The following is a 21,939-nucleotide window of genomic DNA, read 5'->3' as shown; positions in this document are numbered from 1 at the left end:
TCAAGTTATTTTCGGTTAGGACGACTACTTCTGGACTGACCGACGCGAACTGCCACCGGCCCATTGCGATGGTGCGAGGGTGACCTTGTCGAACTGGTCGCGAGTGCGGGTGTAGCTGTGGCCGCCGAGGCGGCCAACGGCGTCCATTTTCATCTGGTCGATGTGCAGGTTGGCGGGATTGACCGCGTCGCTGCGGACATGGACGCCCACGACCTGGCCGAGGATGATTTCGCGGGCCGGGCTGAGCTCCAGCGTCATGTAGCGCCGGCATTCGAGCGCGGCAGGGGCCTCGAGGATGCGGGGGCTTTTCACCATCGTGCCGGGGACGGTGTGCAGGCCGGCCTCATCGAGTTCGTTGACGTCCGGGCCGAACTTGATGGCGCAGATTTCCATTTCCTCGACCATGGCATCGTCGCAGATGTGGACGGTGAACTCGCCGGTCTCGCGGATATTGCGGGCGGTGTCCTTGAAGCGCATGTCGGCATAGTTCTCGACGCCGATGGCGACGATGGCCGGGTCATGCGTCAGCACGTTGAAGAAGCTGAACGGGCCCGCATTGGGCTGGCCGTTGCGGTCGACCGTGGTCACCAGCGCGATCGGGCGCGGGATAACCGTGCCGATCAGCAGCTTGTATTTTTCGCGCTCGGTCAGCTCGCCGAAGTCGAAATGCGTGTGCTCTTTGATCTCGCCCATCAGACGGCGACCCGATGGGTTTCGAGTGGCGTGTGGCGGCTGAGGTTTTCGAAGCCATCGGCGGTGACCAGATAGCAATCGCCGACATTGCAGCCGGCCGAGAGCGGTTCCAGCCATTGGGTGTGCAGTACGAAGATCATGCCTTCTTCCAACCGGTCGTAATTGTGGGATGAAACGTTGAAGCTGTTCTGCGACCCCGCCATACCGACGGAGTGGCCGAGGTTCGGATTATGCGGGCCCTGCGTTGCCGGGTAAACGTGGTTCAGCGTGCGGCCCTGCGCTTCCCAGTCCACGTCCTTGACGTATTGCTTGCCGATCAGGCGCGGCCCGCCATCCTCGGCCGATGCCCAGTTGTAGGGCATGGTGCGGGCATCGGGGGCGGTGAGGAAACCGCGCTCGATATAGGGCTCGAAAGCGGCATTGTTGACGTCGCTGATCAGGGCGCCCGGCTTGATGAGTTTTTCGGCGCGCTTGACGCCGTCGGTGCAGGCGGCGAGCACGTCTTCCTGATGGGCAGTGATTTCGCCGACGGCGATCATGCGGGCAGTCTGGGCGGTGTAGCCGCGATAGGTGACGTTGGAAATGTAGAGGTTGATCAGGTCGCCGGGCCGCACGACGTGGCCATAGGGCTTGCCGCAATGGGTGCCGTATTCGTTGATGCCGATCTGGTAGCCGTCGCCGGTCTCGCCGCCGCGTGCCAGTTGCGCCCAGGTGAAGGCAGCATAAATTTCGGCATCGGTGACACCGGGCTTGGCCACGTGATAGGCGGCTTGGGTGCCGATGGAGATCAGTTGCGCTGCGGCGCGGAACATCTCGACTTCGCGGGGCGAACGGATTTTCTGCATGCGGTCGATGATGGCGTTGTCGGCGACGAACTTGGCCTTGGGCATCAACTCGGTCAAATAGCCATAAAATTCACTGCTGGTGCGGTCGCCGAGTCGGCCAATCTGCCCCGTGCTGAGGCCGAGGTCGCCCAGCATCTTGGCGCAGGCTTCGGCGGTCTTGACCGTCGAGGAACCAGGCCGATCGGCATATTCGCGGCCGATGGCGCCGATCTGCCAGAGTTGGTCGATCAGCATGGGCTCGCCGCCCGGCGGCAGGATGACCGATTGGGTGAAGAACGACAGCAGGATCAGGCCTTTGTCGCTATCGGTAGGAATGATCAGCACGCCTTCGCGCATCCAGTCGCAGATGTAGCGGAGATAGGCGTTGGAGGTGTGGAACCAGCCAACCATGTCGGTGTGCACGACCACAGCGTCATGTCCGGCAATGACCGCTTCGCGGCGGATGCGGCGCAGGCGCTCGGCAAATTCGGCCTCGGGCAGCGGCGGGGGCGCCACGAAGTCGAAATCGGGCTCGAAGCCGGCAAGGAGCGACGCCATGGAGGCGGTGTTGTGGGTATTCACGGGAGAGACTTTCTGTGTTGCGTCGTCTTGGGGCGACGATCTGGTTTAGGTTTTGGGACGGGACGGCCCGAACAGCCGGTTGCCGATGAGGACGCCCACAAAGGTGACCACGATCAGGATGCCGGATATCGCCGCCACCCGCGGATCGAGCGATTCCTGGATCAGCGCGAACATGCGTAGCGGCAGGACGGTGGTTTGCGGGTCGGCGAGGAACAGCGAGATCGAGACGTTGTCGAGCGACTCGATGAAGACGAGGAACGCGCCGGCCATGATGCCGGGCACCAGCAGCGGCAGGATGACCCGCCGCAGGGTGGTGAGGCTGGAGGCGCCCATGGTGGTGGATGCTTCCTCGAGGGATGGATCGAGGCCCTGGGCTACGACGGAGGTGGCGCGGTACATCAGCGGTCCGAACACCACGATGTGCCCGGCGACGGTCAACCAGAGCGACGGCCTGATGCCGATGAAATTGGCGACGATCAACGCGGCCAAACCATAGACGAGGCTGGGCAGGACCAATGGGGCCAGCAGCAACGGTTCGAGCACATTGGCCGAACGGCCCTTGGTGCGCGCCATGCCGATGCTGGCGGGGACCGCAAACAGTAGGGAGCCGATCACGGCAAGCACGGCGATCTTGAACGAATTGAAGGCAGCGATGTGTTCAGTGCCGGACACCAGCGGATCGAGCAGTGCCTGATACCAGCGCAGCGAGAAGCCCTGCGGCGGAAACTTCAGCGTCTGTCCATCGGTGAACGACATCATCAACGCGATGACGATGGGCGCGACGAGATAGACCAGCGCCAACCCGCCAAGGCCAAAGACGAAGGCCCAATAGAGCCAGACCGGCAGGCGGCGGGCAATATGATCACGCATGACCGACGAGCCTCCGATGACGGGAAATCAGCGCCAGAGCCATCAGCAAGGCACCGGTCGAAAGCAGCAGGACCATGGCGATGGCCGAGGCCAGCGGCCAGTTGAACAGCACGCCGACCTGGCGGGTGATCAACTGCGGCACATAGACGTTGCGGGCCCCGCCAATCGCGGCCTGCGTCACGTAGGAGGCGCTGGTGCTGGCAAAGACGAGGATCCAACCGGCGAGCAATCCGGGCAGCATCATCGGCAACAGGACCGTCACCAAGATGCGCCAGTGACCGGCGCCCGCGACTTCGGCGGCTTCGGGCAGTTGCCGGCTGGTGCGGGCCAGAATGGCGACCAGCGGCAGGATGATCAGCGGCAGGTCGATCTGGACCATCGCCAGCAACAGGCCGAATTCGGTGGATAGCAGGCTGGTCGGCGCGCCGGTCAGGCCGAGGCCCAGCAAGGCCTGGCTGATCGGGCCCTGGCGGCTGAGAATGACGATCCAGGCGAAGGTGCGCACCACATTGCTGGTCAGCATCGGGATCAGCGACAGGAACACCACGACCTGCCGCATCCGCCGCCCGCTGTGCCAGTAGAAGAGGCCAATCGGAATGCCCAACAAGGTCGTGCCGATCACCGTCTCGAAGCCCAGCCGCATGGTATTGGTCAGCACTTTGAAGTTGAACGGATCGCCGAAGAATTCGGCAAAATTGTCCAACGTTACGCCGGTTGGTCCGGCGAAACTGAAGGCGAGCAGGAGACCGAGCGGCGTCGCAAAAAAGACGACCGACAGGAGCAACATCGGTAGCAAATATGGGAAACCGCTCGATCTCATGTCAGGTCACGACGCGATCAGGGCGATGAAGGTGCTGGTCCATTCGTCGCGGTATTTGTTGATGCTGACCCAGTCGGGATAGGCGAGGCCCGCAACCTGGTCGCGGGTCAGGACCGAGGAGATATTGGGCGTCAGTTCCACGTCCGAATTGGTCGGGAACATTTCGGTTGGCGGGGCTTCGAAGGTCGCCTGGGCGCCGGCATCGAGAGCGGCGTCCATATAGGCATAGGCGGCGTCGACATTGGCTGAGCCCTTGGTCAGGTGGATATTGACCGGGGAGGCCGGCGAGCCGGTCTCGGGCTGCACGAATTCGGCGTTGAGGCCGAGCGACTTGAGATGGGCCACATTGTTGGTCGAGCCCATGAACACGGCGATTTCGCCCTGTTGGTACAGCGCCATCTGGTGGTTGGTGGTGTCGGTCACGCCGGCGCGCAGATCGGCATTGTCCTTGAACAGCTTGAACACGGCGTCCATGTCGTCGGGGCCGGTGCCGAAGATCTGGGCGATCTGGGTATAGGCCATCACAGCGGTGTTGGAGTCAAAGCCCGTCCACGACACCTTGCCCGCATAGGCCGGGTTTTCGAACAGGTCGCGATAGCCCTTGGGCTTGGGAACCACATCGGGATTGTAGACGATGCCGTCGATCTGCACGGTGACGGTCGGGCCGTATTCGCCCTGGAAGGCCGGCGCGAGCTTGGACCAGTTCTTGAGGCGGGTCGGGTCGATCTTGACGATCAGGTCGTTCTCGATGGCGATGGCCATCTGGCCGGGCGAGATCAACAGCGTATCGAAAGCCGGGGCACCGGGGCTGGCCATGACCTTGGTCAACTGGTCCTGCGACAGAGCGGGCGCGACGGTCAGGTCATAACCGGCGGCCTTGACCAGCGGCGTCAGCACCGAGCGGTAGGCATCTTCCCAGGAGCCGGGAAAGGTTGCGGCGACGAGGCCGCCGCTGGCCCGGGCCATGGAGGGGAGCAGGCTGGAAGCGGCAGCGCCGGCGACCAGCATGCCGAACATGCGTCGATTCAGTCGGAATTCATTCATAGTTTTGCACCTTTGTTGAGTTCAGACGGGGAGATGGAGTGGACGGGAAACACGTGGCAGTGATCCGCGTCTATGGTGACGTGGACCTGGTCGCCAAGAGAGGGCACGAAGGCCGCCCCGGAGCGCATCTGGCTGGCGCGGACCTGGGTGCCGTCGGCGAGTTCGAGGTCGTGGACCAGGGTCGGGCCGAGGGGGACCGAGACGATCAGGCGCGCCGGGAGGCTGGTGGCCGTAGCCGCGGCATGAACAGAGACCTGTTCGGGCCGGCAGGTCAGCACGATCCGGACGCCGACCGCGTAATCCAACCGCCGCGCCAGCGTCAGGCTCGAACCGGAGGCGTCGAGCTTGAGCACAGCGCTTTCGGCTTTGGTCTCGACGACCGTCGCGCGAAGCTGGTTGGCCTGTCCGATGAAGCTGTTGACGAAGAGGGTCTTGGGGCGGTCGTAGACAGTGGAGGGCGTATCGATCTGCTCGACATGGCCCTTGTTCATCAGCACGAGACGGCTGGCGAGGCTTTGTGCCTCTTCCTGATCGTGCGTCACGATCAGCGTGGTGATGCCCACCGATTTCTGCAGCCGCAGCATTTCCACCTGCAGGTCGAAGCGCAGTGCGCGGTCGAGGGCGCCGAATGGTTCGTCCAGCAGCAGCAGCGCGGGGCTGGCAGCAAGAGCGCGGGCTACGGCCACGCGTTGCTGTTGCCCACCGGACAGTTCGCGCGGCAGGCGCCGGCCGAAGCCATCGAGCTGGATCAGCGCCAGCAATTCGCGAACACGCTCTTTCCGGGCGGCCTTGGGGACGTGTTGGCAAGCCAGCGGATAGGCGACGTTCTCTTCGACAGTCAGGTGCGGAAACAGCGCGTAATTCTGGAACACCATGCCGATGCCGCGCTCCCGGGCGGCGACACCGCCCAAATGCTTGCCGGCCAGCATGATCTGGCCCTGTGCCGGCTGGATCAGCCCGGCAATGGCGCGCAGCACCGTCGACTTGCCGCAGCCGCTCGGTCCGAGCAGCGCGACGATCTCGCCGGGAGCGATATCGAAAGAGACGTCCTGGATCGCCAATTCGCCCCCGTAGGAGTGGGTTAGTCCGTCAACCAGAAGAGCGCCGGATTGGGTTGCCATTGGAGTTCTTGTGTTGCGTTCGGTTGCAACCAGCAATGCAATCAGCGTGCCAAGTCAAAAATTTCGGGACAATTATTGGCTTAGTATTTTGATATATCTAAGGTTTTACAGTATGCGCGTATTCATGCGTAACTATTTGCGAAACTATGTTCGTATGTCGTATCGCATTAAGTGGTGCACAAAGAGGCGCCAATATGCAATAAAGCTAGGCATTCAAGTCCGAGAGTCTCATGGCCAAACGACCCGTATCAGCGACCCGACCGAAGCCCCACGTCAAGGCGATCGAAGCAGAAGTGGATGGCATGGATGTCGGCGATGACGTCACCAACCGCATCTGCGCGACGCTGGCCGCCGCGATCGGCAATGGTGCATTGAAGCCCGGCACCAAGATTCTGGAAGATGCTATCGCCGAGCATTTCGGCGTCAGCCGCACCGTCGTCCGCGGCGCCCTGGGCATCCTGCAGCGCGACCATCTGCTGGAGCGCAAGCGCAACCGCGGCACCTTCGTGGCGGAGCCCTCCATCGAAGAGGCCACGCAATTGTTCGAGGCCCGCCGCACGCTCGAGCATGCGACCATCGAGCGGGTTGTGGCACGGGCGACCGAAGCCGACCTCGACCAGCTCGACACGCTCAACGAAGAAGAAAAGCGCCTCTACGATGTCGACGGCCAAGCGGCTGGTCATGGCCTGTCCGGCCAATTTCATCTCGAACTGGCGCGGCTAGGCGGCAATGACGTTTTGACCGAACTGTTCAACAACGTCACCGCGCGCCTATCGCTGGTCATGGTTCTCTACGAAGAAGAAAAGCGCGACGACTGGGGCGCCGATCACCATCACAATATCGTCGCCGCTATCCGCAAGCGCGACGTCAAACTGGCTCAGAAGCTGATGGACGAGCACTTGGTCGACATCGAAAGCCGCGTCCGCCTCACCCAATCGCAAGGCGACCGCCACACCTTCGTCTCGGTGCTGGAGACGTTTTCCGCCAAGTGACGTGAGGTTTTCCTGGCAGCTTGAAACGGCCTCTGATCGTATCAGAAGCGTATTCGGAGGCTCTGGTCGGTGCCCATTAGCCGACCCGTCAGCGGGTTCAAAGCGCAGTGGAACCCGCCAACGACCAATCGAGATCCCAGATCCACTACACTGAACGACTGCTCGTTGGATCTCGAAATTCTGCCGCAAATGACCGGAATGGGGTCGGATGCTGCCGACCGCCCAGATACTTTATGCTAACCCCGATCGAGACCTCGCCGAGCGATGTCTTTTGATTAATGCCATCAGCAATGTCGCACGCTGGTAGAGATTTCTCTTTCCACATCTACTGCCAGACTGAGCCATGGCGCGACAGCGTGGAATAGGGCAGAAAAGCATTGATGCCCACGTCCACTCGACAGCTTATCCGCTCAACATCCGTGTTCCTGCTTGTCGGGTTCCTGGCCCTCATGGCTATCGTCGGAATGAACTTCTGGCTGGGGGAACGGGCACAGGCCTATTTTGCCGATGCGATGGCCGCCCGCGATACGCGCGTCGCCGCGGTGGAACTGCGCAGTGCCATGCAGACTGCGGAATCCAGCCAGCGCGGCTTCATCATTACCGGCAATGAAATCTACCTTGCGCCATACCAGTCGGCCAAGGCGCAGGACCAGCGATACCTGCTGGCCCTGCAATCCCTGTTGCTCCCCTACCCCAACGCGGACGCGACGCTCAGCCGGCTGTCGGAAATCCTCGCGACCAAATTCGATGAGTTCGATCGTACCATTGCCCTGAAGCGGGACGGGCGGGATGACGACGTCATCGCCATCATCCGCACGAACAGCGGCAAAGCGCTGACCGACGAAGCCAACGTGTTCTTCGCCGGCATCATCGGCATGGCCGATAGCCGGCTGACGGCCGGCGTCGCCGAACAGAGCGCCAATGCGGCATGGCTTCGCCTTGTCTCGGGGATCGGCGCACTGGTCATTGTCGCGGTGGTTGGCGGAGCGGCCTATGGCATCACGCGATATACGCGAGAACTGCGCGCCACGGGCAACGAGGTCACCGCACTCAACAACGAGCTTGAGCGGCGCGTCTCGACCCGAACGGCGGATCTGGCGATCGAGCGGGACCGGGCCGGCGTTTTGCTGGCTGAGGTCAACCATCGCGTGGCCAATAGCCTGTCGCTTGTATCGTCATTGATTACGCTGCAATCGCGGGCGGTCGCCGACCAGGTCGCCAAGGACGCATTGGCGGAAACGCAGGAGCGCATCTTCGCCATCTCGCTGGTGCATAAGCGGCTCTATGGCTCTGCCGATGTGCGGTCTGTGCAGCTCGATGAATACCTCACGGGATTGCTGGAACACCTGAGCACGTCACTGCGCGGCCAGGGGCATGGGGTGTCCTTGTCCTTCGCTATCGAGCCGATCGACCTCGATACCGACGCGAGCATCAGCCTGGGCGTGATCATCACCGAGTTGGTGACCAATGCGTTCAAATATGCCTATCCCGACGGTGTCGGCGAGGTCCGTGTTCGGCTCGCCAAGGCCGGCGAACAGATCGAACTGACCGTCGAAGACGATGGTGTCGGCCGCGCTGAGGGTGCGCCGGCCAAGGGGACTGGCGTGGGGACCCGCATCGTCAAGGCGATGTGCATGAGCCTGTCGGCAACGATCGAATACCGCCCTCGCCAGCCGGGCACTGCGGCTCACCTCATGTTCACGCCGAAATCGACTTCGTCCGCTGCGGTACAGTAGACCGGCTAGCTGAATATGTGAAAAGGTCCGCCAAAGAGACACGCGATCGGCGTGGCGGCGAGGGACGAATGGCATTGTATCGAAGTGTTCGCCGGCGCCTTGTCGTACCTCTGGCTCTCGTGCTCGCCGCGATAATCGGCGTCCCTGCCGCAATCGCCCAGGAAGGGCCGTCCGGCATCACGCAGCGCACGGTGTTTCCGGCCTTCAATCCCTCTGCCCCGGCGTGCACGGCGCCGGAAGACGTTTCCCGGGTGCTGGCCTATGTGCAGGAGAATGGGCGCGATTTCCTGCAGGGCATCGGCTATGGGCTGGGAATGGCAGCCAAGGATCGGGGCCTTGAATATCGCCACAGTGTCACCGACGACGACGTCGCCAAGGCATTGCAGCAGATAGCGGCGTTTCGCGAGGCGAAGGTCGGCGGCCTCGTCGCGACATCCTCGGACCCGACGGCGATCAGCAAAAGCCTGCAGCAGGCCATCTGGGCAGGCACTTTCGTCGGTACCGTCGTTCCGCCTCCGGCGACCTTGCTGCTCAACGCACCGCAATATGCCACCGGCAAGGCGCTGACCGACGCCGCCATCGCCCACATCAATGCTCATCTCGGCGGCAAGGCCAACGTGGTTCTGCTGACGCAGGACAGCATGGAATATCTGACGCCGCGGTTCGAAGCGATGCGGGACGGCTTCAACGCCATGCCGGGGGTAACGATCGTCGCCGATATCGCGCCAAGTCCCGTAAGCAAGGAGGGCGGGTTCGCGACGATGAATACGATCCTTTTGGCCAATCCGAATATCGACGTCGTCCTGGGCGGCGATGCCGTCGTGCTCGGCGCGCTCGATGCTCTGCGGGCCGCCGGCAAGGATCGTCCCGACCAGTTTTTGGGCGGCATCGATGGCGAGGCCGAAGGGGTGGCCGAAATCATCAGGGGTGACAGCCCGTACAAGGCCAGCATCGCCCTATCCTCGCCGGTGTTCGGCTATGCGATGGGCCAATTTGCCGCCGACTGGCTGGACGGCAAGAGCGTGCCGCAGGCAATGGACATCCTTCCCGTCGCGTTGACGGCAGACAATATCGTGCAATACCAGGCCGATCTGGCCGATCCGGCATCTGTCTTTGCCGATCCTGCCCGGCGCGCCTCCTATCTCAAGATGTATGGCAACACTTGCTCCGACACACGCGACCAGTACGTCAACTTTCCATGGTCGTCCGAACTGAAAGATTGAACGGCCTACCTGACACGCCTTGGCGTTCTGGTGCTTCATCATCGGCGTGCGGCCATTACATCAGGGCATATGCTTGCGTGACGTACCCACTCGCCCCGTTTGTAACGACAGGGTCACCGCAAGTTAGAATAGACGACATTTCGCCTAGTTTAGAGCCCGATATGGCGTCCGAGCAGCATACAAAAATCGCGCCTTCCGACTGAAACCGGCTCGTTTCCGGCTGGGCGGCAACGGGGTGGGTAACGGTCAGTCCGCTTCGAGTCAGTTGCGGCAAAGAGCAGCCGTTCCCCTCATCTGATGCGCGAGTGTGTAGGCCGAAATTAACCGCCTGCTTCACTGAGCCAAGCTGCAACCAGGGCGATTGGCGTGGCAGCGGCGAGAATAAGAAGTTTATATATGAGTGGATGCGCCTTCTGCGGCGTGGGCAGCAGTATTTCAGCGCTCACAGGCACCAATGCCAATGCCGCTCCGATCGCAACTCGAACTTCGGGCGGCCCCGGAATAAGGAAGGCGCTCACGCAATAGGCGATGAAAATCGCGCTCAACGAAAATTTGAATAATTCTGACCGATGCCCCAACACCTCAGGATATGGTGCGGCGTCGATGCCTCTGAGCCGCGAGAATAAGAACGAAAGCTTAGGACCCCCTAACATCACCAGGCTGATTACGGCTCCCAGCAAGAGCCAGCTTGTATATTTTGGGCCATAAAAGATTGCGAAATAAAGGGCCAACAGTACCAGCAACCAACATGCAGAACCTGAAGCGATAATAATAAGTCGCGCTCGAAGCCCGAAGGGCCTCAAGAAACTTGTCGCTGGATTTGGTGCAATCTGCATGTGCCCTCCAACTCGCACACTAGGAAAGCGCCTTGCAGAAATGAAGTCGGTTCTGTGGTCTCAATAAACAGAAAATGAAGGGCCAGTACCTTACAGTCTGCAATGCAGAATACAGGCGCGCAACCGGTTCGCTGATCGCAGGTCCGCTTTTAGGAACCTGACGACTAAGGTCCTAGGGCAGCAATGGGGTCGGCCCCCGCCGCTCCTAACGTTGCCAAATCGTTTCTCTTTCGGCCGCTTTGCCGCAGCAGGCCTGGAATGCGGGCAGGCAGGTTGGCGCTAAGCGCGCTCCAAAAGTAAGACAGATTTAGTCGATCCGCTTCATTCTCGACCGTGAAGGCAGGATGAGAGACCGCGCGTCCTTCGACCTCGCGATCGATAGCAAGCTTCGGGGGCTGCGACCTGGTGAAGATCAAGTTTGGTACGTTGGTGGCCGGATCGACCATCGGCCCCCGATCAATATCTCGGCGTGGACGTCGATGACGCCCTCTCGCTGTCCGAGGATACTGAAATTTGACCTTAGCGGCTTCGCCGACGATCATTGGGCCGTCGTCGGCGAAGCGCCCCATTCCTGCCGTAGCGGGTCGGTGCCCGCGCTGGGTAAAATCTGTCGCTCAATGGGCTTGCATTCAATGTCCGTGGGACGCGAACCTACAGATTAGCGATCGGCGGTCCAGACTTGCCGAATCGAAGCGAGACGACAGCGGCACGTCCCGTACGACCGCCGTCCTAATTTGGCTATCTATGCGAAATTGGCCGCAATTTTCGCCAGATACTCTTCGATCGGCACGCTGTTGCGCAGTGCCATCAAGTCCTTGCCCGCCCGGCCGACCAGCGTCCTGAACCTCTGGTTTTCGCCCGTCGCCAAAGCGTGGATTTCATCCACAATGTCCTGTGGATCATCCAAAGCTGCGTCTTTAGCGGAGGCGAACATAGCCTGCACCTTGCCGAGCATGGCGTCGTAGTCGGTGATCCCGGAATGCGTATTGAACACGACGCTGTCGAGGAAATTATTGCCCTTCGATCCTCCCTGTTCGATCAGGCGAAGTTCGATATTGAGGGGCTTGAGTTCATAGTAAAGGCCTTCAGTCAGGCCTTCGAGCGCGAATTTTGACATGTTGTACAGTGAGCCGGTCGGCACCGCAGTGGTGACCCCCATGAACGAGCTGATATTGATGAACATGCCGCCCTTGTTGGCGCGGAAATGGGGCAGGAAGCTGCGGATGACATTGATCGGGCCACGCACATTGAGGGCGAATTGCCAGTCGATGGTCTCCTCGTTCGCAAATTCCAGCGGGCCATAGGAGCCAGCGCCAGCATTGTTGACGACGACGTCGACCTTGCCAAACGTAGCAATTGCCGCCTCAGTGGCCGCTTGGACCTGCGCCACATCGGTCACGTCCAGCTTGAACAGCCTGATGTTGTCATATCCCGTCAGCTCGGTTTCCTTTTCCGGCGTCCGCATGCTGGCCGCAACGTTCCAGCCCGCCTTGGCAAAATGCATTGCCGTCAATTTCCCGAGGCCACTGCTGGTGCCCGTGATGAAGATGGTCTTGGTCATCGTCTTCTCTCTTGGTTGGTATAGAAATTATAGACTATTCAGTCTAAAAAAGGGCGTGCGGAAGCATGCGGAGCTTGCTTTGAAGCTCTAGGCCAAACTCCTCAGCGCCAGGCGCATAATGTCTCGGAGGGCTTCGAGGGGCGCGCCGCCACGGGCCGCAACCTTTATCCCCGAGAGGGTCGCCATAACGAAGTGGGCCGCCGCCGTTTCGTTGATGCCTGCATCGATCTCGCCAGATGCCTTTCCCTCCGAGATCCGCCGCTCGAGTGCGGCGCGCAGGGCCCTGGCTGCGGTGTCGTTCAGCATGGCAATCTCGGGGTCCCTATGGCCGAACTCGCAGACGGCGCTGACCCCTAGGCAACTCTTGGAAGGCCGGAGAATAAAGGCATTGAGCATTGACTCGATACCCTTGAGCGGCGAGCCGCCATTGAGCGACTGCAGCTGCTCGGCTATGCTCTGGGCCGCATAGGTCTGCAACGCTTCCAGATAAAGCTGCCGCTTATCGCCATAGGTATTGTAGAGGCTTTGGCGGCTGATATTCATGGCGTCCAGCAACTTGTCGGTCGAGGTGCCTTCATAGCCGTGCTCGGCGAACGCCGAAATGGCGTTCCCCAATGCTGCTTCGCGATCAAACTCTCTTCGTCTAGCCATGAGCGAGGATGTAGTAATTCAAGACTGAGTTGTCAAGAATTTGGATGGTTTCGATCCCGAAGGACGCGGGCCAATCTGAGCAGTGCCCACTGACCACATTTTGTGAGACAGGTCTGCCGGCATTCCTGTGCTGTGCTCGCATGACCGAACTGGTCGACCGCGGAGGCGAAAGGCCGCCTCCTGCTCTGTGGCACCAGAGGAGCCCGTCAGCAAGGCGTCCGTGTCGACCGTTCAGCGAAAACTGCGTACGTCCTAAAAGCGGACATCCGGACGAATGGCCTGTTCTGTCTGCGGATCGAAGATATGGATTTTTTCCATGTCGATACTCAGCGCCATCTGCTGACGCGATGGCGGCGCCGCCTCGGGGATGACGCGAGCGCAGACAACAATTTCGCCAATGTTGAAATAGAGCAGCGTCTCCACGCCCAGGGGTTCAACAATATCCACGTTGACTAAAATCGGAGCGGCATTCTGCCGCCCCACAGGCTGACTGATGGTTTCGGGCCTTATACCGACAATAACCTGACGGCCTTCTGTCAGAGCGGGGCTTCGCATGGCGGGTGGCAAAGCCAGCGCCGTGCCATCGGCCAAAACGAGGCTGATCGCATCCGCACCGAACGCTACCCGCGCTGGCAACAGGTTCATTGCGGGCGAGCCAATGAACCCGGCGACGAACAGGCTGACCGGGCGATGATAGAGCTCCTGGGGCGGGCCGACCTGCTCGATGCGGCCTTTGTTCATCACCACTACCCGATCAGCCATGGTCATGGCCTCGATCTGATCGTGGGTGACGTAGACCGTGGTGGTCGGAAGCGCCTGATGCAGCCGCTTGATCTCGGTGCGCATCTGCACACGCAGCTTGGCATCCAGATTGGACAGGGGCTCATCGAACAGGAAGACTTTCGGATTGCGCACAATGGCGCGGCCCATGGCGACGCGCTGACGCTGGCCACCCGAGAGCTGGCCGGGCCGGCGCTCGAGCAAGTCGGAAATGTGCAAGGTTTGCGCCGCTGTGGCGATGCGCTGGGCGATCTGCTCCTTGGGCATCTTCTTCTGCTGGAGGCAAAAGGCAATGTTCTCGGCAACGCTCATATGCGGATAGAGCGCATAGTTCTGGAACACCATGGCGATATCGCGCTCGCCCGGCCCCAGATCGTTGACCACGCGCTCATCGATGGCGATCTGGCCGCCGGAAATGTGCTCCAGCCCGGCAATCATGCGCAGCGTCGTCGACTTGCCGCACCCGGACGGTCCCACCAGTACGACAAACTCCTTGTCGGCCACCTCGAGATCGATACCACGCACCACCTGGTGCTCCTGATAGGCCTTGATGACCTTGCGAAGGGAAAGCTGGGCCATGATGTTTCCTATTGCTCCCGGAGCCAGACGAGCATGCCGCCGGCCTGGCGGTTGGCCCAAAGGTGATACGGAATTGCGGTGAGCGTTGCGGCTTCCTTCGACGGGCGACTGCGCTGGTACAGTTTGCCGTCCCAGCCTGCGTCGCTGGCCTTGCTGGCCGGCGCCGAGAGACGCACTGCCCCTCCGAGCAGGTCTGCGTCGAACGAATGACTGATCGCCGCCTCGGCCGGCAGGGAAAGGCGTTGTGGAGCAAACCCGATATCGGCTTGCTCCACGCAGTAGACCACCGGCCCGCGCTTGAGCGCCACGCGCCCGGCATCTTCGCTCACCTCGGGATGGGCATAGAGGCGCTGGACCGGCATATCCAATGACAGACGAATAACGTCCCCCGCCGCCCATTCGCGCTCAATAGCGAGATAGCCCTTGCGCGCTGCGGCGACATCAACCGCATTGCCATTGACCCACACCTCCGCCTTGCTGCACCAGCCGGGCAGGCGCAAGCGCACCGTGAAATGCGCCGGAGTGACGGGATCGACCGTCAGCGCGATATCGCCATCCCACGGATAGGCCGTGACCTGCGCAATACGCACGGTCTGACCCGCGATTTCCGCCTCGGCGGTGTTGGCGCCGTAGAGATGGACCGCCAGTTCATCAGGCTTGGTGGTGTAGAAATAGCTCCCAAGCGAGGCGATCAGCCGGGCGATGTTGGTCGGGCAGCATGGGCAGTAGTGCCACTTCCAGCGTTGGTGCTGGCCATGGCTTTCCAGAACATTCTCATAGAAATAGTGCTCGCCATCGCGGGCGATGCCCGAGAGCGCACCATTAAAGATCGCCAGTTCGACGTGGTCGGTATAACGGCTGTCGAGATCGATCTGCGCCATGCGATGCCCCCAGAAGGCCAGCGCGATGGCCGCGCAGGTTTCCGCATAAGCGCTTTCATTGGGCAGGTCGTATTCGCGGGTAAAACCCTCATTGGCGCCCGATGGGCCAAGCCCCCCGGTCACATAAAGCTGGCGTCCGGTCAGGTTGTCGAACAGCCGGTCACAGGCCGCCAGCAGCGTCAGATCGCTTGTCTCAGACGCAAGGTCCACCATGGCCGAGAACAGATACATCGCCCGGACGGCGTGCCCAACCACTTGCGTCTGCTCGCGCACCGGGCGATGGGCCTGACTGTATTCATAGTTCTGGCCATAGTGATACTTGGCCGGATCCTCGCCGCGGCGGCGGGCTTCGTCGTCATAGTAAGACGGTTGCTGGCCACGCTCATCGACAAAGTATTTGGCGAGCCTGAGATGCTTGGGATCCTTGCTCACCCGGTAGAGCTTGACCAGCGCCAGTTCGATTTCCTCATGGGCGTCATAGCCGCGCAGCTTGCCGGGCTCGGGCCCGAAGGTCGCGTCGATATGATCGACGGCTTTGGTCATGACGTCGAGGAACCGGCGCTTGCCGGTCGCCTCGAAATAGGCGACCGCGCCCTCCAGCAGATGTCCCATCGAATACATTTCGTGCAGGTCGCGCAAATTGGTCCAGCGCTTGTCCGGCTCGCGGCGGATGAACCAGGAGTTGAGGTAGCCATCCTTCATCTGCCCCTTGGCCAGCTTGTCGACGATATCGTCAATCTTGGCTTCGAGCGCCGGATTGGGATGGGCCTTGAGGGTGTAGCTGGCCGCCTCGATCCATTTGCCGAAATCGCTATCGAAGAAGTGCTGCATCGACAGCCCGGACGGCTGAATCGGGCGTGCCAGATCGGCCGGGGGCTGATCGAAATTGAGCACTTCGAGGAAGCGCTCCTCATCGAGTCGCATGTGCTGGGTCGGCACGGTCACCTTGCGCACCGTTTCACTCCAGCTCTCCCAGAAGCCGCCGGTGAAATCGACCTTGGCGTGATCGACAGGAACATAGCGATCGAGGCGCGCGCGTGTGGATTGGTCAGTCATGAGGCAAACTTTCGGAAGAGAGTTATTTGACGGCGCCGGCCGTCATGCCGCGGACGTAGTAGCGCTGCAGCAGGAGGAAGAGGATGAGACAGGGGATCATCGTGACGGTGACACCGGCCTGGAGTGCGCCCCAGTCGATGATGCCGTAAATACCGGACGAGACGTTCACCAGCATGATCGGCAAGGTGAATTTGTTCTGGTCCGACAGGAAGATCAGCGCCGCCAAAAACTCATTCCACGAGTTGAGGAAGGCGAACAGCGCCACGGTCGCCACGCCCGGAAAGGCGATGGGGATCATGATGCGGCGCAGGATGGTCCATTGCGATGCGCCATCGATCCGCGCGGCTTCGATCAGCGCCTTGGGCACGGCATCGAAGGCGTTGCGCATCATGAAGATGGAGAATGGCAGTTGGAACGTCGTGTAGATCAGCACCAAACCCACGAGACTGTTCTGCAGCCGGAGCGCCTTGAGGATCAGGAATAGCGGCGTCAGGATCGACTGGAACGGGATCATCATAGTGGCCATGATGAGCACGAACAGCACGATCTGTCCGGGGAAGCGGAACTTGGAAAACCCATAACCAGCCGGCACTGCGATGAGAACTGTGAGCAGCACCGTGCCGGCGGCAATCATCAGTGAATTGCCGACATAGACATACCATCCCGCCCCAACCCCTTCGAGCCGCCGATAATTGTCGAGCGAGAACGCCTTGGAAAACAGCGCCAGCGGATTGGCGAGGGCCTCCGCTGGTGGCTTGAACGAATTGGCCACGGACCAGATCATCGGTAGCAGGAACAGCACCGCGATGATCGTCGCGACGATGTAGAATGCCATGGTGCCGATGAGCTGGCGCCGGGACTGGCGGTTGAGCGGCGCGTTGAGGCTAAGGTCGGCCATCAGCTTTCCTCCGGACGGGTGCGCAGGAAGGCGAGCTGGATCGAGCTGATCGCCACCAGAACCACGAGCAGGACCAGCGACAGCGCCGAGCCATAGCCCAGGCGATAGGAACTGAATGAGGCCAGATAGATCTGGAACACCGCCGTGATGGTCGAGTTCTGCGGCCCGCCTTGAGTAATGACGAAGAACTGATCGAAGGCGAGCATGGATGAGGTGACGTTGAGCACCAGCGCCAGCAGCACCGAATTGCGCATCAGCGGCAGGGTGATGTTGCGAAAACGACTCCAGGCATTGGCGCCATCGATCTTGGCTGCCTCGATGATTTCGCCCGGCACGCTTTGCAGGCCCGTGAGCAGGATCACCATGGTGAAACCGGCGCTCTTCCACACCACCATGAGAATGATGACGCCGAGCGCGGGCCAAAAGCTTTCGATCGGCCGAGGCGCCGCGCTGACCAGATGCAGGCTGCGCAACAGCTGAGCGAAAACGCCGCTATCGGGATTGAGCAGCCAGAGCCAGAGCGTTGAGGCCGCGCCAAAGCCGATGACCACCGGCATGAAATAAATGGTCCGGAAAAATCCGGCGGCGCGCAGTGGCCGATCGACCAGCAGCGCCAGCGGGAACGCCACGGCAAACAGGGCCAGCGTCACCAGCACCGTATAGAGCATGGTGAAGCCAACGCTGTTCCACAGCTGGCTATCACCCATGATCTCGACAAAATTGCCGAGGCCGATGAAGCTCGAGCGACCCAGCAAAGGCCAATCATGCAGGCTCATCCACACCGTCATCAGCAGCGGTACGATGAAGAAGACGCCGATCATGATGAGGCTTGGTACGATAAAGAAGGCGCCCAACCACTGGTGCGGCTCGCGCGTGTGGGGTGCCGGCTGGTCTAGAGGCACGGTCAAGATAGGTCACTCCGTACTGGCGGATCAGACGGCGGACGGAACAGGGTTCCGCCCGCCCACGCTTCGGGAGGAGCGTTACTTGGGATTGGTGCGATCGAGAATGCGGGTAAAATCTGCCTGGGCCTTGGCGATGGCCTCATCGATCTTGCCGTCAAAGATCGCCGACTGCAGCAGATTGACCCATGGACCGGTGCGAGCGACGAACAGTTCGTCGGACGCATAGGTATAGGGGGTCTTGGCGCTGGCCAGGATGTCATAGGCGACCAGATTGCGCGGATCGAACGCACCATAGGCCTCTTTGGCCAGGTCCGTACGAGGGGGCATGCCCGACTCTTTGGTAATCAGCACCTGTTGTTCAGGCTGCATGTAGAAGTCGATAAAGCTCTCGGCCACGGCCTTCTTCTCGGGGCTGATGCCCTTCATCAGGGAAAGGGTATCGCCACCGGCAAAGCTGGATGCGCCACCATCCGGCCCCGGAATTGCCGCGACGCCGAAATTGACGTCCGGGTACTGGCTGGTCATCAGGTTGACGATGTAGGAGCCCGTCATCAGCACGCCGACCTTACCCGAGGCGAAGGCCGCGACAGCATCATTGCCGACGCCCGAACGGGAGGTCGGATGAATGGCGCCGGCTTTCCACATGTCATTATAGGCGGCCAGCGTCGCGCGCATCGCCGGCGTGTCAATCGTGGCCGTGCGGCCATCTTCGGAAAGGATATCGGCTCCGGCAGCCCAGATATGGGGCGTGAAGTCATAAACCAGCCAGCTGCCCGAACTTGCCACAAAGAACAGGCCGTAGGTGTCATTGCCAAGTGCGGTGATCTTCTTGGCGTCCTCGGCGATTTCAGCCAGCGAGGCCGGTGCCTTTTCCGGATCGAGACCCGCCTTGGCAAAGAGATCCTTGTTATAGGCAATGATCGAGGCATCCGGCAGCGCCGGCACGCCGTACTTCTTGCCATCAAACGTGGCGAGACGGATATGGGACGGGCTCAACGCGGCGGCATAAGGCAAGCCGTCGATGAAATCGGTGAGGTCTTCGAGGCTATCGGTGGCTGCAAATGTCGGCAGATAAATCAGGTCGAGCACTGCGCCGTCTGGCGCTGCGCCAGCGGCGATCGACGCACCAAGCTTGGGCACCATCTGTTCGGCGGTGATGCCAGTGATGACCACCTTGTCGTCATGGCTGGCATTGTAGAGGTCGGCGAGCTTTTCGAGCACGCCGGCGGAGGAGGTGCGTACCCACAGATTCAAATCCTCGGCTTGCACCGGCATGGACATCAGTCCTGCGGTCGCAATCGCCGTGGTCATCAGCATCCAATTCTTCATCATCGTCCCTTCCCTTTATCCCTGTTGACCAAGGCCCCTCGGCTCCTGGATTTCGCCCGCCCTGCGGCGGGGCAGATGGTCGTCGTCGCTTTCTGCGTCTAGCAGTCCGCCTCGTGCGGAAAAGCGGGATCTAAAATATGCGAAAACGCTTTCGCAGTTTCGTCAGACTATCGTGAATTTCATTGTGATCAAGCGGATTCTCGAAGACAAATTCGCAGGTTTTGCGAAAACATGCGAAAATACCCGGGGCGACCACTTCTCCGAATACGCAGCGCCTGCTACGAGACCGCATGAAAGCCCCGCTGACGCCCCCTGACCAAAAGCCCAAAGTCGCCACTCTTGAGGATGTCGCGCGCGCGGCAGGCGTATCGCTGGCCACGGCATCCAAGGCGCTGAATGGCCGCGACCGGGTCAGCGATACGACGCGCTCGCGGGTAGAGGACGCTGCACGGACCCTGTCCTATGTGCGTAACCCCATGGCTAAGGGGCTCTCGGAGGGGCGCTCCGGCACTGTCGGTCTACTGACATCGGACCTGGAGGGGCGCTTCAGCCTACCCATCCTGATGGCGGCGGAGGACAGTTTTGGCGCCGGGCAGATATCCGTATTCCTGTGCGATGCACGCGGCGATGCCATTAGGGAGCGTCACTACATCTCAGCCCTATTGGCGCGGCGGGTCGACGCGATCATGGTGGTGGGCAGCAAGACCGATCATCGCCAGCCCATCGGCCGCGATCTGCCGGTGCCGGTGGTCTATGTCTATACGCCGTCCCGCGATCCTCGTGATTTGTCCATCACGCCCGACAATGTGGTCGGCGGCCGTCTGGCGGCGGAGCACTTGCTCGCCACGGGACGCAAGCGCATTGCCCACCTGACGGGCCCGCGGACCGAGCGAGCTGCGGCAGATCGCGCCATTGGCATTGGCCAGGTTCTTGCGGAGACAGGAACCAGCCTGGTGTATGAGACCGGCTATGGCGAATGGAGCGAGCGCTGGGGCCGCTCGTCCTGCGCCATGATGCTGGACCAGGGGATCGCCGTCGACGCCATCCTCTGCGACTCCGACCAGATCGCCCGAGGCGCTCTCGATGCGTTGCGCGAACGCTCCATTCGCGTGCCTGAGGATGTCGCTGTCGTCGGCTTCGACAATTGGGACGTGATCGTGGAGGGCACGCATCCAGCCCTCACCAGCATCGACATGAACCTGGAACTGCTGGGGCGCAGTGCCGCCGAAAAGCTGTTCGCCGCCATCGGTGGAAAGCCGCTGGCACAGGGGGTCGAGCTAGTCGACTGCCGCCTTGTGGTGAGGGGCTCGACGACCCAGACAATCTAGGGCATGGCCGCCGGCATTGATTGACTGTCGCCGCACCCGTTTCGAAGCATTTTCGGCTGTGTCAGGGGGCAGAACACAAGGCGTCGCCGTAGGCATTTTTGAGACTTTACATATAATAGTACTTTATATAGCGTCCCTCTACCGTCGCAGGCGAATACGCCGTGACGGCCACATGGGAGGACATCGTGACCATCATTTCCAAGCTTGCCATCGCGGCAAGCCTCGTTACCGCTTTGACTTCAGTCAGCTTCGCGCAGGAAAATCTGAAGGGCCTGACCATCGGCTTCAGCCAGATTGGGTCTGAATCCGGCTGGCGCGCCGCCGAGACATCGGTGACCAAGCAGCAGGCCGAAGCCTTGGGCATCGATCTCAAATTTGCCGATGCGCAGCAGAAGCAGGAAAATCAGATCAAGGCTTTGCGCGGCTTCATCGCCCAGGGCGTCGACGCCATCCTGGTTGCCCCAGTGGTCGCCACTGGCTGGGAAGACGTGCTGAGCGAAGCCAAGGAAGCCGAAATTCCGGTGATCCTGCTCGACCGCGGCGTTGATGCCCCCGAAGACCTCTACCTCACCTCGGTCGCGTCGGACCAGGTCAAGGAAGGCCGCGTTGCCGGCGACTGGCTGGTTGGCGCAGTGGGTGATGCCGATTGCAAGATCGTCGAACTCCAGGGCACCGTCGGCTCGACCCCGGCAATCAACCGCAAGAAGGGTTTTGAGGAAGCCATCGCTGGCCATGCAAACCTGACCATCGCGCGCAGCCAGACCGGCGACTTTACCCGCGCCAAGGGCAAGGAAGTGATGGAGGGCTTCATCAAGGCTGAAAACGGTGGCGCCGATATCTGCGCGGTCTATGCCCATAATGACGACATGGCCGTAGGCGCCATTCAGGCGATCAAGGATGCCGGTCTCAAGCCAGGCACCGACATCAAGGTGGTCTCGATCGACGGCGTGCCGGATATCTTCCAGGCCATGGTCGCCGGCGAAGCCAATGCCTCGGTCGAACTGACCCCGAACATGGCCGGTCCGGCCTTCGCGGCCCTTTCGGCCTACCTTGCCGACGGCACGGCACCCGCCAAGTTCATCATCACCGAGTCCAAGCTCTATACTCCGAAGGACAACCCGCAGGGCGAGTATGACACCCGCAAGGGTCTGGGCTACTAATCCAGAGACGAAGACGGGCTCCGCCGGTACGCTGGCGGGGCCCACTGTTGCGACACGACAAAAATGGCGG

The 21,939-nt window shown here is 61.0% G+C and carries 19 protein-coding genes; 5 read left to right on the top strand and 14 right to left on the bottom strand.

Going from position 1 to position 21,939, the window contains the following annotated elements; all coding sequences use genetic code 11:
- Positions 1–24: 24 nt before the first annotated feature.
- The 6 genes from JWP26_RS07290 to JWP26_RS07265 form a co-directional block, all read right to left on the bottom strand.
- A complete protein-coding gene (locus tag JWP26_RS07290) occupies positions 25–693 on the bottom strand; it encodes a flavin reductase family protein (protein ID WP_299725185.1) in 669 nt (222 codons plus the stop codon).
- Positions 693–2,075: a M24 family metallopeptidase gene (locus JWP26_RS07285; protein WP_299725280.1), complete on the bottom strand. Its 1,383-nt coding sequence runs from the start codon at positions 2,073–2,075 to the stop codon at positions 693–695. Before JWP26_RS07285 ends, JWP26_RS07290 begins: the two co-directional genes overlap by 1 nt.
- 69 nt (positions 2,076–2,144) lie before the next feature.
- Positions 2,145–2,969 (bottom strand): ABC transporter permease, encoded by an 825-nt coding sequence (locus JWP26_RS07280; RefSeq protein ID WP_299725183.1) that lies wholly within the window; start codon positions 2,967–2,969, stop codon positions 2,145–2,147.
- On the bottom strand, positions 2,962–3,789 hold the full coding sequence (locus tag JWP26_RS07275; protein WP_299725181.1) for an ABC transporter permease: 828 nt from the start codon (positions 3,787–3,789) through the stop codon (positions 2,962–2,964). Before JWP26_RS07275 ends, JWP26_RS07280 begins: the two co-directional genes overlap by 8 nt.
- 6 nt (positions 3,790–3,795) lie before the next feature.
- Entirely contained in the window at positions 3,796–4,833 is a 1,038-nt protein-coding gene (locus tag JWP26_RS07270) for an extracellular solute-binding protein (RefSeq protein WP_299725179.1), read from the bottom strand.
- Positions 4,830–5,954 carry an ABC transporter ATP-binding protein gene (locus JWP26_RS07265; protein ID WP_299725177.1) on the bottom strand — a complete coding sequence of 375 codons (1,125 nt, stop codon included), beginning with the start codon at positions 5,952–5,954 and terminating at the stop codon, positions 4,830–4,832. Before JWP26_RS07265 ends, JWP26_RS07270 begins: the two co-directional genes overlap by 4 nt.
- 302 nt (positions 5,955–6,256) lie before the next feature.
- On the opposite strand from JWP26_RS07265, the gene JWP26_RS07260 reads away from it, so the two are divergent.
- The 3 genes from JWP26_RS07260 to JWP26_RS07250 all read left to right on the top strand — a co-directional run bounded on the left by JWP26_RS07260 (position 6,257) and on the right by JWP26_RS07250 (position 9,905).
- On the top strand, positions 6,257–6,946 hold the full coding sequence (locus JWP26_RS07260) for a GntR family transcriptional regulator (protein WP_299725278.1): 690 nt from the start codon (positions 6,257–6,259) through the stop codon (positions 6,944–6,946).
- Between the two features lie 449 nt (positions 6,947–7,395).
- Positions 7,396–8,682, top strand: a complete 1,287-nt coding sequence (locus JWP26_RS07255) for a CHASE3 domain-containing protein (protein WP_299725175.1) — start codon at positions 7,396–7,398, stop codon at positions 8,680–8,682.
- 68 nt (positions 8,683–8,750) lie between these two features.
- A complete protein-coding gene (locus JWP26_RS07250) occupies positions 8,751–9,905 on the top strand; it encodes a sugar ABC transporter substrate-binding protein (RefSeq protein ID WP_299725173.1) in 1,155 nt (384 codons plus the stop codon).
- A 320-nt stretch (positions 9,906–10,225) separates the two neighbouring features.
- Here the strand turns inward: JWP26_RS07250 and JWP26_RS07245 are convergent, their stop codons facing one another.
- The 8 genes from JWP26_RS07245 to JWP26_RS07210 all read right to left on the bottom strand — a co-directional run bounded on the left by JWP26_RS07245 (position 10,226) and on the right by JWP26_RS07210 (position 19,384).
- Positions 10,226–10,741, bottom strand: coding sequence for a hypothetical protein (locus tag JWP26_RS07245; protein ID WP_299725171.1), 516 nt, complete (start codon positions 10,739–10,741; stop codon positions 10,226–10,228).
- 742 nt (positions 10,742–11,483) lie between these two features.
- A complete protein-coding gene (locus tag JWP26_RS07240) occupies positions 11,484–12,302 on the bottom strand; it encodes an SDR family oxidoreductase (protein WP_299725169.1) in 819 nt (272 codons plus the stop codon).
- 87 nt (positions 12,303–12,389) lie between these two features.
- On the bottom strand, positions 12,390–12,953 hold the full coding sequence (locus JWP26_RS07235; protein ID WP_299725167.1) for a TetR/AcrR family transcriptional regulator: 564 nt from the start codon (positions 12,951–12,953) through the stop codon (positions 12,390–12,392).
- 252 nt (positions 12,954–13,205) lie between these two features.
- Positions 13,206–14,312 carry an ABC transporter ATP-binding protein gene (locus JWP26_RS07230; protein WP_299725165.1) on the bottom strand — a complete coding sequence of 369 codons (1,107 nt, stop codon included), beginning with the start codon at positions 14,310–14,312 and terminating at the stop codon, positions 13,206–13,208.
- 8 nt (positions 14,313–14,320) lie between these two features.
- A complete protein-coding gene (locus tag JWP26_RS07225; RefSeq protein ID WP_299725164.1) occupies positions 14,321–16,249 on the bottom strand; it encodes a beta-L-arabinofuranosidase domain-containing protein in 1,929 nt (642 codons plus the stop codon).
- A gap of 22 nt (positions 16,250–16,271) precedes the next feature.
- Positions 16,272–17,084: a carbohydrate ABC transporter permease gene (locus tag JWP26_RS07220; protein WP_299725276.1), complete on the bottom strand. Its 813-nt coding sequence runs from the start codon at positions 17,082–17,084 to the stop codon at positions 16,272–16,274.
- Between the two features lie 62 nt (positions 17,085–17,146).
- Positions 17,147–18,055, bottom strand: a complete 909-nt coding sequence (locus tag JWP26_RS07215; RefSeq protein WP_299725162.1) for a carbohydrate ABC transporter permease — start codon at positions 18,053–18,055, stop codon at positions 17,147–17,149.
- Between the two features lie 75 nt (positions 18,056–18,130).
- Positions 18,131–19,384, bottom strand: coding sequence for a sugar ABC transporter substrate-binding protein (locus tag JWP26_RS07210; RefSeq protein ID WP_299725160.1), 1,254 nt, complete (start codon positions 19,382–19,384; stop codon positions 18,131–18,133).
- A 287-nt stretch (positions 19,385–19,671) separates the two neighbouring features.
- Between JWP26_RS07210 and JWP26_RS07205 the strand changes: the two genes are divergently transcribed.
- Together JWP26_RS07205 and ytfQ are read left to right on the top strand one after the other, a co-directional pair.
- Positions 19,672–20,709: a LacI family DNA-binding transcriptional regulator gene (locus JWP26_RS07205; RefSeq protein WP_299725158.1), complete on the top strand. Its 1,038-nt coding sequence runs from the start codon at positions 19,672–19,674 to the stop codon at positions 20,707–20,709.
- 233 nt (positions 20,710–20,942) lie between these two features.
- Positions 20,943–21,869, top strand: coding sequence for a galactofuranose ABC transporter, galactofuranose-binding protein YtfQ (ytfQ, locus tag JWP26_RS07200; protein ID WP_299725274.1), 927 nt, complete (start codon positions 20,943–20,945; stop codon positions 21,867–21,869).
- Positions 21,870–21,939: the final 70 nt, after the last annotated feature.

The organism is Devosia sp., from assembly GCF_028290435.1.
GTDB lineage: Bacteria > Pseudomonadota > Alphaproteobacteria > Rhizobiales > Devosiaceae > Devosia.
Note: the sequence above shows the minus strand (reverse complement) of the source record. Positions and strands in the feature narration are given on the sequence as shown.